Raw genomic sequence first — 13493 nt, forward strand, 5'->3', positions numbered from 1 at the left:
ATACGCTATTATTATTTTAAACATAATTTTTATTTTTTCTTTGCTTTTTATAATTTACTATTTTTAATTTTTATTATTAGATTCCGCTGCCATAGCAAGAACCAAATCACCTTTCAGTCCCAAATATTGAGCAATTCTCTTTCCTTGAGGAGTGGTAAATACTCTTTCAGATTGTTTTAATATTTCCCTTATAACAGCTCCTAAAATGACTGGGTTTCTTTTTTCTCTATTTGAAAAAAATCCATCTGAAAATGCTTTTTCTGCTTTGCCACGAATGCGAAAAATTTTACACTTATCTTCATATTTCAGACAGACATTAAAAACTCCTTCTTCTGGATTGTGCTCATAGTAGGTGGAAAAATAAATAGCAGCTTCATTTTCATGAAAATCGAATTTGAGTCTCTTGTTATTTATGTCATTATAATTATAAATATCAACAAAACAACTATTGTTGTCATAGCACTCGACTTCACTTATGCCTTCAATATTATTTTCTTCATTTGCAAATGCAGAAATAGTGGACAATAAAGAGACAGCACATAATATTTTTTTCATAAAATTTATATTCCTTTTTTATTTACTAATTTATTTTACGAGACAACTAATGAAAAATATTTTTTTATTGTTTTATTACAATATTTATAAAATAATTAATAATAAAAACAACAAAAAGTGTTATAATTAATATTTTAAATATAATCAATCTTTTTAGATTACCATTAAATATTTTATTATTATAAGATAACCAATTTATAAAAAATTCTCGCATAATAATTAAGCATGTTGACGAACCATTCAAAATCGGGTTTCAATAAATTCTTCTGTTAATGTAAGCAAAAGTCTGAATTGGAATCCGGAGGAAAACATGGTTCAAAGTTTAAGTATAAAAACGATGGCTGTTATTGGTGCGGGTCAAATGGGAAGCGGCATTGCGCAGGTAGCAGCACAGGCTGGTTTTAGCGTTATGTTGTGCGACAATCGCGCTGAGGGATTAAGCAAAGCTGTTTTAGGAATTGAAAAAAGCCTAGCCAAGCTATTTGAAAAGGGAAAAATAGATGAGCATCCTCCTGCTATTTTAAGTCGAATTAAAAAAGTAACGCAATTGTCTGATTTAAGTTCGGCCGATTTTATTATTGAAGCTATAAACGAAAACGAGAATTTAAAAAAAGAAATATTTTCACAACTCGATAAAATTGCCCCTGCCCATGTTATATTCGCAAGTAACACAAGTAGTTTGCCCATCACACGATTGGCTTCTGTTACCAATCGCGCCAATCAATTTATTGGAATGCACTTTATGAATCCTGTTCCTATAATGGGACTAATAGAAATAATTCGTGGCCATGCCACTTCACAGGAAACCTATGAAATAACAAAAGTACTCTCCGAAAAAATGGGTAAAGTAACAGTTTGTTCCCAGGATTATCCAGGATTTATTGTAAATCGCATTTTAATGCCGATGATTAATGAAGCTTTTTATACCTTAATGGAAGGCATTGCCATTCCCGAAGATATTGATGCGGGAATGAAATTAGGAACCAACCAACCTATGGGACCTTTAACATTGGCCGATTTTATTGGGTTAGATACCTGTTATGCCATTATGAAAGTTTTACACGACGGTTTAGGTGACAGCAAATACAGACCCTGTCCGTTGTTAAAAAAATATGTAGATGCCGGACATTTTGGTAAAAAAACAGGGCAAGGTGTTTATAAATACTAAGTATCAAAATTAAGGATAATTTCATGTCTTTTGAACTCAGTTTTTTTTTATATCTTCTGGCAGGGTGCGGAGCAGGACTTATGTCAGGACTTCTGGGTCTTGGTGGAGGCGTGATTGTTGTTCCTATGCTCACATTTATTTTTTTACACAGTAGTATAAATCCCGATATTGTAATTCATCTTGCTATTGGTACTTCACTGACGGCCATGATTTTTACAACTTTATCTGCCACAATAGCGCATAATAAATTAAAAAGAGTAGAATGGAATGTGTTGAAAAAATTTGCGCCTGGAATTATTTTAGGTGTGATCACAGGAGTTTTATTATCCAATAGTTTTGACAAAAAAAGGTTAACAATTATTTTCGGAATTTATTTGATATTTATTGCAACGCAAATGCTTTTTAAAAAAGATCCACCACTGAACTCACCCACAAAACCCAAACTCGTAAAAGAAAATACATTTACTTTTTCCATTGGTGGCATATTTATTGGATTGATTTCTGGAATATTGGGCGTGGGAGGAGGAACACTTATTATTCCTTTTTTAACTTACTTTGGCAGAGACATGCATAAAGCAATAGGAACTTCTGCAGCATTAGGATTTTTTATAACAATTTTTGGAACCATTATTTTTATATTGTTAAGTTCTGGAAATTCGAACTTACCTAAAGGTGCCATTGGTTTTATTTATTTACCTGCAGTGCTAGGTGTCTCCATAACGAGCATTCTTTTTGCCCCTATTGGAAGTAAAATCTCAGTAAAATTATCTCCGAAAATTTTAAAAAGATGCTTTGCTATTCTTTTATATCTCATATCTTTAAAACTGTTAACTTAACGCAAAAATTTTGCAGGTGGTTGATATAAACCTTGAGAGCATTCCACTAAATCTTGAATTGATTTTGCAGATAAGAGATCGCGACTGGCTTCACTTTTATGAATACCAATGTCTTCAGGATAGGTTACAATCCTTTTTTCACGAAGTTCATTTAATTTATTTAAATCACGTTTTAATCCCACGGATGTTTTTCCGGCAATACAACGAATTGCCTGTTCCCTGTCTTCTGCAGTACGACATAATAATAAATTTGCCATACCTTCTTCTGTAACAATATGTGTGACATCTTCGCCATAAATCATAATAGGGGGTAATGGCATATTCAATTGTTCTTGCAATTTCCAAGCATCTAATTCTTCTACAAAAGAAGGAGCTCCTGAGGGCTGAAATGTTTCCACCGCTTGCACGACAAGTTTTTTACCCCTTAAAATATCATTTTCATTTTTTTTATTTTCATTTCCTGCCATAAGCCAAGATTGTGTCGCATGTCTACGCCCCGATGAATTTCCACCAATATTGGGCGCACCTCCAAATCCTGTAATTCTTCCCAATGTTGCTGTAGTACTATTTCCAAAAATATCCATTTGTAGTGTAGCACCAGCAAATAAATCTATTCCATAAAGTCCGACCATTTGTGAATAGCAGCGATTTGATCTTAAAGTACCATCACGTCCTGTTGAAAAAATATCAGGACGTGATTTCGCATAAATATCCATTCCTGTTTCGCCTCCATAAACACAAACTTTTTTTATAAAACCGCTTTCAATAGCAGGAATCAGTGTAGGGATAGGATTCATAGCCATATATTGACAAATTTTTCCTTTTAAACCTAGACTTTCAGCATATGTTGGTAATAAAAGTTCAACGGCGCTGGTACAATATCCGACACCATGATTCAAACGATTCACACCATATTTTGCATAAATTCCTTTAATAATCATCATCGCCATTAAAATTTTTGTCTCATTTATTTTTGCAGGATCTCTTGTAAAAAGAGGATTTATTAACGGTTTATTGGGGCTTAAAACAACAACATCAACCCAGTCACTGGGAATGTCGATTCTAGGGAGTTTATCGACGATTTCATTCACCTCTGCAATGACAATGCCATTGCGAAATGCTGTGGCTTCCACAATGACAGGAGTATCTTCGGTATTTGCACCTGTATATAAATTGCCTTCTTTATCTGCTTTTTCTGCAACAATGAGAGCAACGCGAGGTGTTAAATCTAAAAAATAGCGCGAATACAATTCTAAAAAAGTATGCATTCCTTGTATTGTTACTTTACCCTGTTGAGCTAATTCTAAGAGGCGCGAACCAAAAATCGACGCATAAGAAAAGTCTAATTTGTTTGCAATTCCTTTTTCAAAAATTTCAATATGCTCTGATAAAATAAGTGATGATTGAATAATATGAATATGATTCACTTTTTCAGGATCAACCTGCACAAATGATTTTGCAAGAAATTCGGCTTGTTTTTGATTATTTCCTTCAATGCAAACTGTATCCATGGGTTCAATTAAATTTTCTAATAATTTAACAATATTTTCTTTTTGAACATACTTTCCTTCAAGAAAATTTTGAACTCTCTTTAATCTGTTTTTTTTATTTTGCTTTAACTCTGAAAAATTCATATTCATAGACATGATTCATTTTTCCTTTCATTAAACAAATTTTTTATTTCAATTTTTCTTAATTAAATTTAATACATGATTAAAAAATTAATGCAATAAAAAAATGATCAAAAAAATTCTAATATATTAAAAAAGATACGGAAAAAAATGATACTTGATTTATAAAAAAACTAGCCTTGATAATAAGACTATTTTATGCTTAGTAGATATGTTTATTAATTTTTTTCATTCAAGGTGAAAAATGAAGCAGTTACAAGAAGATCCTATAATTAAACAAATTATGTATGAATTAATACAAATATATAAAAATACGGATATTGCCTTTTTAATACATCAAGACACGATTTATTATTCAAAACATCGCTATAAAACTAAGACTCCAGAAAGTGCTATTACAAAGTTGATTCAGGGCATATATGATAAATTTCCAGAAAAATGTCAAACCATTCTTAGAAATAAAATTTATTATAATTATTTATTAACTGAAATGTGTTTAGGAATGATAAAAGTTGCTGCAAAACGCCATCAATTTTTAGGATTTGGTGTAAATTATTGTAAGCCTATTCCTGCTAAAATTCAGGAAATAAAATATAATAACAAATTTCAATATCATTTTGAAAATAAAATAAAATCAGAAGATTTAATATATGATGAACCAAATGAACATCTCAATTTTATAAAAATTGCAGAAAATATAACACACAATATAACTCAAGAAAATGAGCTCTACCAATCAAACAGAAAAATTGCATGCATCTTAGTATCAGAAGAGTCTAAAATTCTCGCTGTGGGCTTAAATGAAAATTCAAAAAATAAAACGCAACATGCTGAAGTCAATTTAATTCAAAGTTTTTATCAAACATTTAAAAAACCTCTTCCCAAGAACACAACTTTATACACAACACGAAAACCCTGTAAAATGTGCGCTGGAATGATTTGGACTTGCACTGAAGACATTAAATTGTTAAAAGTTTTTTTTCTTCATGATGATCCAGGTTCTATGGCAAAATATACAGTATTAAATCGAGGAACATTGGAAAGAAAGCGAGCTGCACAATCTCCTGAGGAACTAATTATCAATATTGAAGAAAAGATTGATAATTTGAAATAATAATTTAATAAAGTAGCTTTATTTTGAATCCTATAAACAAGCATCTCAAGAAGTTTTTCAAATCATCTCAAATTATTCCTCAAAAATGGAAGTGATGTCTCTTGATGAAGCTTACTTAGATGTTACTTTAGAATGCCAAAACTCATCCGCTACGGAATTGGCAGAACATATACGCAATGAAATATTCGATCTTACAAAATTAACCGCATCTGCAGGTGTTGCTCCAAATAAAATGATTGCAAAAATTGCTTCCGACATAAATAAGCCAAACGGCATTGCGGTTGTAAAACCGCATTTTGCATTTCAATTTATGCAACCTCTATTATTAAAAAAAATTCCTTTCATTGGTCCAGTTACATTTAAAAAATTTTCAAATCATAATTTAATGACTTGCGCTAATGTTGTTGCTTCGGAAAAAAATATTTAAGAACTCAATTTGGCGAAAATTATGAGTGGATATACGATTGCGCTTGTGGGATTGATGAATCCGAAGTGGAAACAAGTCATGTCAGAAAATCACTTGGTGAAGAAACAACATTTGCTCAAGATATTATTTCACACGAAAAATTAATTATTGAGCTCAATAAAATTATCGACAGTTTATGTGTTGAAATAAATAAAAGAAATTTGGTAGCTAAAACATTAATACTTAAAATTAAATATTTTAATTTTAAATTCCATACAAAATCTAAAATATTTCCTTTATATTTTCACAAAAAAGATATGATTCAAAAAATTGCATTAGAACTTTTTGATGAACTCTATGCCTCTCCCTTAGCAACTCGACTCATGGGATTGTCTGTCTCAAATATCAATCATTGATCAAGACAACATGAATCAAGTTACTTTGTTTGAAGATTTTCTTTAGACCTTTAGCATTATTCTCACTTAAATATTAAATGGAGAATATATTTTTTTTTTTCATTTAGCTTGAGTGTAAAAAAAAAAGACAACTTCATCACTTATATATATTTCTACATAAGTGGTAAAGTATTTTAAATATTTGAAATTATTATTTTTTTACTATTTTTTTTCAATTGTGAAAAATTTATGGCTATCGACTTCTCTTACCTCTTTCTGCTATAAAATTCCAAGTGCGAAGACTTTTTCCTAAAGATTAACATCTAGGGAATATATGATATAATATTAGGAGGTTAAAATGAGATCAGAAAAACCAGAATCGACAAAGGTTGTTCAATTCATGAAAGCAAGGACAAAAAATATCATCATTGCCGGTGTTTCTATTGCCGCCCTTTTTGGAATAGCCAGCGCAGGAATGTTGGTTTTATATCCCGAGCAAGTTACTAAAATCGCAAAAGATTTAAGCGCTCAAGCGGGCATTTCCTACTCATTGCCTCCTGCAGCGACACCTGCTCCCAATTCTGACTCCGCATTTTTAAAATCGTTTAAAAAAGTATTTACAGGTATTGCAAAAGAAAGCCGACCCGCCCTGGTTTTCATTATTGCAGAAAAAAAAGTTGCTGTAAGACAAAATGATTTTCCATTTCCCGACGATTTCTTTTTTCCCTTTATGCCACCGCAATTTAAAGGACCTAATAATCAAAAAGAGAAACGACAGTCTGTCGAAACTGACGGTGGTTCCGGCTTTATCGTAGATCTAAAAAATGGCTATATTATTACAAATAATCACGTCATCGAAGGTGCCGACAAAATTACCGTAACAACTTACGATAACCGCAAATTCAAAGCAAAAGTGATTGGTACTGCTAAAAATGTTGATATTTCCGTTCTTAAACTTGAAGATTTCAAACCTTCTAATGAATTAAAACAAGTTAGCCTTGCCGATTCCAATGAAGTTGAAGTAGGTGACTGGGCAATAGCTTTAGGCGCGCCTTTTGAACTTCCTCAAACATTAACAATGGGTGTTGTAAGTGCAGTACAAAGGTCGAGCGATTCCTTAGGAATCACCGGTGCCAATAGTTTTATTCAAACCGATGCTGCTATTAACCCCGGAAACTCTGGCGGCCCCTTGGTGAATCTTGATGGACAAGTCATTGGTATGAACACAGCTATTTATTCCAAAAATGGAACAAGCATTGGAATTGGATTTGCTATTCCATCTAATACCGTTCGCCTTGTCGCGGATTCCATTATAAACAATGGAAAATTCTCTCAAGTTTATCTTGGAGTAGAAATGTATGACCTCAATAAATTTGGTGATGCCGCGAAGAAAGAAATGAAAATTGATTCTAATGCGGAAGGTGCTCTTGTTATGCGCGTGGTTCCAAAAAGCCCCGCAGCTTTAGCAGGACTCCAGCCCTATGACATTATTCAAAGCGTAAATAATAAACCCATTAAATCCAGTATTGATATTCAACGCCAAATTTTATTCTTAAAACCAGGGACAACTGTAAAACTCGGTGTTTTAAGAAATGGCAAACCCATTGAACTCAAAGCCAGCGTTACGGAAATGCCTTCAAAAATGTCTGCAGATGATAAAGCAGACGGTTCTCCCGATCCAAAGCAAGCTAAAACTCAAGCTTTTTCATATGGCTTAGTTCTTTCGAATAAAGCGCCTGCCTCAGGCAAAGGAGTGACCATTGCAGGAGTGATGTCAGGAAGTCTTGCTGAAAAAGCAGGTCTGCAAGAAGGAGATGTGATTCTTCAAGTGAACCGCCAAGATGTTATGACAATGAAACAAGTTGAAGAAGCTCTTGAAAAGTCGAAAAAAGCACAAACTTCTGTCATATTCCTTTTAATTGGAAGAGAAGACGGCTCACGTTCTGCTGTCATTTTGCCCATGAATAGCTAAATAAAATCGAATCATACGATTGGCACGAGAGCGGCAATCCCCCCGCTTTCCTAGCGCACTTGTCATAGAAACAAATTCACACACCAGCACAATTGCTTGGAGCATGGTTTGCGGATCACAAAATTCAACTTATGGGAATTACAAAAGCCAGCCCAAAGGGGCATCTCAAAGAAGCGGAATAATCAAAAATATTGAATTATTTCGCTATGCTGTTAGAGATGCCGGGATTCACAAATCGCTTCTTGCCGAAATTCCAAATCATCTTGAATTATTTTTAGTCGCTATTTCACGACAAAGTGCTTGGGGATTGCTTTCTGGTTTGGTAATAATAACGCCAGAATTTTTATCTCGTGATGTCCATTCTCCCTTTTAAGGATGGCCCTGTTTTCCAAAAGGAATATTAGCTTATGCACCAAGCCAATCATTTGAATAAAATCAGCGGATGGATCCTTGCCGATGGAGAGTGGTACCCTACGGATGAATGGTGGCACATTAATGCCATTTATGATTTACGTGATAAAGGACATCCTGACCTTCAAAGTAAAGTAACAAATGATATTTTGCAGGATGGCGATGAATCAAAAATACGCGATCATTTAGCTGAACTTTGTTTTATTAAGATATCTCGAAGTCAAATAGATGGTATTAAGCTAAACAGGAAACAACTTGTTACATTACAGAATTTATTAAGCTTATGTGATCCAGAAGCAGAAATTGGGATTTTAGGAAGTAATGGGATTTTAAAATTCATTAGTATTGGAAGAATAATAAAATTAAAAAATCCCCAAATTTTATTTGATTAAAAATCAAATACTTATCTACTAGAGACATCTGCAATTTTGTTACTTCTAGCACAATAATTTGAACCATTAAATTTATACAATGTATCGCTTGGTGAATTTAAAATATTTTCTGTAACAGAACCATCTGCATTAGGAACACTTTTCACCACTGCAGCAAATTGTTCTTGAAAATTATAATAAGAGCCATCTCCTTTTTTATTACATAAACCTGCATTCATAGCATTTAAAATCAAACCATTGTCGCTTGAGGCATCCCAAGCAAATAATCCACCCAAATTATAATCTTTAACAAGTTTTGCTTTGGCAATGACAGAACGTTGTGAATCGAAGGATTCTACATTGGCTGAAATGGTTGCACCATCCGAAGATTTAAATTGCCAAGTATATGCTGCTTCTGCTTGAGCATCATAATATAAATTTTCATTATTTCCCGATGCCATATATTTATCATATATTTCTCTGAAATCGGTTACACCATTTTCGAATGTGCCATTCACACCTAAGGCGCCATCAGGTCCTGAAGCAACGCCATGCCAAAATAATTTGTCATGCTCTTTTTTCACACGAATGGTATGCCATCCGCGGCTATAAGAAGCGGCTCCTACCACTAATTTTTGAGTTGGAAATTGAGGATTATTTTTAATAATATATTTAATGGCACCTTCAATACTATAATTACGAAGGACTTCTGCTTGTGTTGCTGGATTTTGTCCAATAATTATATTATTTCCAGTTTCATCTTTCACAATGTCATTGCTACCCGGTGCTCCAAATGGTGCGGCCACAGGTTTAGAATAGACCGCTGTTTGATGATCAGGATAACGAGAAAAAGCACCATAAAGATCGTAAGTCATCACATTAATAAAATCGAAATCATTTCTTAAGGAATTAAAATCAATTGCTGCCAATTTCGCAGGAGAGGCACTGACAGCGGCACTGATCTGTTTGCGACTATTTCCTGAAAAATTCGAATCAAGAGCGCTACGCAGTTGTTTTACAAGTAAAGTATAATTTGCTTTTTCAGCTAAATAACCTGCCTTTGCTAAACCAGGAAAGGCACCATTTCCACCTGGAAACTCCCAGTCTAAATCGATACCATCGACATAAGAATTTGCTTTTAAAAACTTCACAATAGACTTTACAAAAACATCACGTGAAGTTTGTGAAGAAACCATTGAGTGGAATGGAGAACTTAATGTCCATCCTCCGACAGAGACCATAATTTTTACATTTGGATTTGCTTTTTTCATTTCTTGCATAGACTTCAGCATAAAATAAGATGCTTGAGGATCATATTTTGTTACGGTAAAGTCTTCCGCAGGAACACCACCATTGTCCGCAACTACGCCGACATCTTGATCTTCCCATTTATATTTATCATATTCATTTTGATCATAATTCCATCCAGTTTTTCCAGGAAACATACCGCGGCCGCACATAGCTTTTAATATGGCAGCACCATATTTATTATCAACACTCAAGAGACCATTATTTTCTGTGGCATTTGCTCTTTGATAATCACATATTGCTAAAAAACTATAAAAAACGTGGGTCACATTTTTAACGGGAGTAAAATCGGCGGGATAACCTCTTTCCCAATATGCCCATTCAGGCAAATAAAGACCAACAATTTTATTACTCGTATTTGTAAAAGGAGTATTTAATTCGAGATTTGCATTATACCCATTAAAATTAAGTGGTGCTTTGTTTTCCTTTAATAATACACCGTAATTTCTAGGTGAAATAGGTGGCGGAATTAGATTCTCTGGCCACCAAGGTCCACTATAATTCCATACAAGGCCTGCTACTTTTCTGTTACCTTGATATTTGCTTGGCAACCCAGGATTTCCATTTGTATCAATATTAAGTTTACCAGAATTCTCTTGCGTCACCACAACACTTGATGCAGAAAACGCAGAACTACTTAAAAACGAAAGAGAAACAACTGAGCCAATGATTGCATTGCGGATCATAACGTTACCTCTTCTTATTTAATTCGCAAAAATAGACATAAAATAATATTAACTATGTACAAGTTGAAATTTATTAGCATTATTTACTGTAAGGCTTACAATGTTGAGAATAATAATTTGTTAAAAATAACTTGTCAAACTTAATTTTGCAATTTTAATTTAATTAACAATAAATTAACGTACCAATATTTCTTATTTTTTTAATATTGCCAACAAGTTTTTCAAACAATAAAATCATGTTAAAAAATTATTTAATTTTTTAATAATAAAATTTAATTTTTTCAGAATTATATCAATCTCATCATTAATTTTTGAGATTTTGAATTAATTATTTTAGGTTTCCATCGATTTAACAACAACGAATTTACAATAACACTAAAACTACTCAAGGCCATGGCTCCCCCTGCAAACATGGGATTTAAAACTCCAAACACAGCCAAGGGAATACCTATGGCATTATAAATAAACGCCCAGAATAAATTTTGACATATTTTTCGATAAGTTAATCTTGATATCTCAAGAGCAGAAACTATTAATTCAGGATCACCATTCATCAAAGTAAGGGACGCGGCATTTTTTGCGACATCTGTTCCCGTCGACATGGCAATACCAACATCTGCTTCCATTAAAGCAGGAGCATCATTAATACCATCACCTACCATCGCAACAATTTTATTTGAATTTTTTAAAGATTTAATTATTATCGCTTTATCCTCAGGCAAAACATTTGCATAAAAATCTTGAATTTCTAATTCTTTAGCAATTAAGCTCACACTTCCCATATTATCACCCGAAATGAGAACCGTTTTTATTCCTAAGGAATGCAGATATTTTATACTATTTTTCGCAGATTTTTTAATTTCATCCTGAAATCCCATCATCCCTAACAGTTCATAGCCGAGTGATTTTTTTTCAAAAAGAAAGGATATTGTTTGACCTTCATGCATCAATTTTTCAAAATGATTTAAAAAAATTTCAGGAATCAAAACTCCAAATTCTTCCGTAAAATGAATATTTCCAATAAAAAACTCTCTATCATTTATTTTTGCACAAACTCCCTTACCAGAAAGACTGTGACTTTTTTCTGCTTGTTCAATTTTTATTTTTTTCTCACTTACTTTATCCAGAAGAGCTTTTGCTAAAGGATGTTCACTGCCCCATTGAACAGAAGCAGATATTTTAAGAAATTCTTCTTCAGAAATTTGATTTAGCAATAAAAATGTTAACTTTATTTTTCCATTTGTTAATGTACCCGTCTTATCAAACGCTATGATTTTTACAGAATGAGCTTTTTCTAGTGCAACAGCATCTTTGATTAAAATACCAAATCGTGCCGCCACTCCTGTTCCCACTATAATTGCCGTAGGAGTCGCAAGCCCTAAAGCACAGGGACATGCAATAACCCACACAGAAATTGCATTTAAAAGCGCGGTTTCCCAATTCTGTAAATAAAATCCCCGAGCAAAAAAAGTTAGAATTCCAAATAACATAACCACAGGTACAAAATAAGAGCTCACTTTATCAACAAGCCTTTGCACAGGAGCCTTCACGGACTGTGCTTTTTCAACAAAAAGGATCATTTTTGCTAGAGTAGATTCTGAGCAAAGAGCTTTTACTCGTATTTTAATAAAACCATTTCCATTTAATGAGCCCCCAATGACCAAGGCATTTAAATCTTTAGGAACGGGCAAACTTTCGCCCGTAATCATAGATTCATCTGCTTGAGTTTGACCTTCAATTATAGTTCCATCGAGAGGGATAATTTCACCTGGTTTCACAATAATGACATCATTCACTTCTACTAAATTTAAATTCACATCCTTAATTTGATCATTTTTTAATACTCTTGCGGATTCGGGAAATAATTCATTGAGGGAACGTAACGCATTTGTTGTTTGATTTTTAGCTCTATTCTCTAGCCATTTTCCAACCCGAATAAATGAAATAATAACAACAGAGCTTTCAAAATAAACAGGAACATTATCTAAAATGACATAATCTAAATTATTGATTAAGTGATAAACACTAAGTATATAAGCGGCCGTTGTACCCAATACAATAAGCGAATCCATATTTCCTATTTTATTGTTCAGAGATTTCCATGCCGAGCGATAGAATGGTGCCCCAAAATAAAATTGAACAAATGTTGCTAATATAAATTGTAGCCAAATATTTAACTGCCAATGAATAGAAAAAAACATAAATATCATAGGTAAAATAAATATAATAGAAAGCATTCCCAAAAGAATAATTTCAAGAACTTCTTTTTTCTCAGCATTTTGTCGATTATTTAATTTTCCGAATGATTTTAATTGTTCTTCTGATTTATAAAGTTCTGCTTCATAGCCTATTTTTTTTAAGGATAAAATAATTATAGAATGCGATAAATCGGACTCAAAAGAAACATGTGCTTTTTGAGTGGCCAAATTTACAGAAGCGTCATAAACTCCCGGCAAAGATTTTAGGGCTTTTTCAACTCGATTTACACAAGAAGAACAAGACATACCATAAATAATAAAAGATGCGTGAGAGCGATTTGAGGAGGTCTCTTGACTCATTTGTATGACATCCCTTTCTCAAAGGACTAATTAAAATTAGAAAATAATTATAATAAATTTTTGAGAAGAGAAACATAATGAT

General features: G+C 33.1%; 11 protein-coding genes and 1 pseudogene. 8 read left to right on the forward strand and 4 right to left on the reverse strand.

The features are described 5' to 3' along the window. Positions 1-63: 63 nt before the first annotated feature. Positions 64-555 carry a hypothetical protein gene (locus AXG55_RS12475; protein ID WP_148698439.1) on the reverse strand — a complete coding sequence of 164 codons (492 nt, stop codon included), beginning with the start codon at positions 553-555 and terminating at the stop codon, positions 64-66. Positions 556-841: 286 nt separating this feature from the next. Between AXG55_RS12475 and AXG55_RS12480 the strand changes: the two genes are divergently transcribed. Next, positions 842-1723: a 3-hydroxybutyryl-CoA dehydrogenase gene (locus tag AXG55_RS12480; protein WP_272866925.1), complete on the forward strand. Its 882-nt coding sequence runs from the start codon at positions 842-844 to the stop codon at positions 1721-1723. 23 nt (positions 1724-1746) lie between these two features. Further along, the gene (locus AXG55_RS12485; protein WP_148698441.1) at positions 1747-2559 is read left to right on the forward strand and encodes a sulfite exporter TauE/SafE family protein; all 813 of its coding nucleotides are present in this window, start codon (positions 1747-1749) and stop codon (positions 2557-2559) included. On the opposite strand, the gene mdcA is transcribed toward AXG55_RS12485, so the two are convergent. After that, on the reverse strand, positions 2556-4199 hold the full coding sequence (gene mdcA / locus AXG55_RS12490; protein WP_419248047.1) for a malonate decarboxylase subunit alpha: 1644 nt from the start codon (positions 4197-4199) through the stop codon (positions 2556-2558). The genes AXG55_RS12485 and mdcA overlap by 4 nt on opposite strands. A 235-nt stretch (positions 4200-4434) precedes the next feature. Here mdcA and AXG55_RS12495 point away from each other — a divergent pair, with 235 nt between their 5' ends. From AXG55_RS12495 to AXG55_RS12520, 6 genes and pseudogenes are all read left to right on the forward strand, one after another. Beyond that, complete coding sequence (locus tag AXG55_RS12495; protein ID WP_148698442.1) at positions 4435-5304, forward strand: Bd3614 family nucleic acid deaminase; 870 nt, start codon at positions 4435-4437, stop codon at positions 5302-5304. Positions 5305-5338: 34 nt separating this feature from the next. Next, positions 5339-5731 (forward strand): annotated as a pseudogene (locus AXG55_RS12500) (Y-family DNA polymerase); the annotation flags it as partial. 65 nt (positions 5732-5796) lie between these two features. After that, positions 5797-6126: a DinB/UmuC family translesion DNA polymerase gene (locus AXG55_RS12505; RefSeq protein WP_233231213.1), complete on the forward strand. Its 330-nt coding sequence runs from the start codon at positions 5797-5799 to the stop codon at positions 6124-6126. Between the two features lie 337 nt (positions 6127-6463). Beyond that, positions 6464-8077: a trypsin-like peptidase domain-containing protein gene (locus AXG55_RS12510; RefSeq protein WP_148698445.1), complete on the forward strand. Its 1614-nt coding sequence runs from the start codon at positions 6464-6466 to the stop codon at positions 8075-8077. A gap of 19 nt (positions 8078-8096) precedes the next feature. Then, positions 8097-8450: a hypothetical protein gene (locus AXG55_RS12515; protein WP_148698446.1), complete on the forward strand. Its 354-nt coding sequence runs from the start codon at positions 8097-8099 to the stop codon at positions 8448-8450. 34 nt (positions 8451-8484) lie between these two features. Beyond that, entirely contained in the window at positions 8485-8880 is a 396-nt protein-coding gene (locus AXG55_RS12520) for a hypothetical protein (protein WP_148698447.1), read from the forward strand. A gap of 11 nt (positions 8881-8891) precedes the next feature. Here AXG55_RS12520 and AXG55_RS12525 read toward each other — a convergent pair whose 3' ends face one another. Then, positions 8892-10853, reverse strand: a complete 1962-nt coding sequence (locus AXG55_RS12525) for a glycoside hydrolase family 18 protein (protein WP_148698448.1) — start codon at positions 10851-10853, stop codon at positions 8892-8894. 287 nt (positions 10854-11140) lie between these two features. Beyond that, a complete protein-coding gene (locus AXG55_RS12530; RefSeq protein ID WP_148698449.1) occupies positions 11141-13411 on the reverse strand; it encodes a heavy metal translocating P-type ATPase in 2271 nt (756 codons plus the stop codon). Between the last annotated feature and the right edge of the window lie 82 nt (positions 13412-13493).

It is taken from the genome of Silvanigrella aquatica (assembly GCF_001907975.1).
In the GTDB taxonomy this organism is placed as follows: Bacteria; Bdellovibrionota_B; Oligoflexia; order Silvanigrellales; family Silvanigrellaceae; genus Silvanigrella; species Silvanigrella aquatica.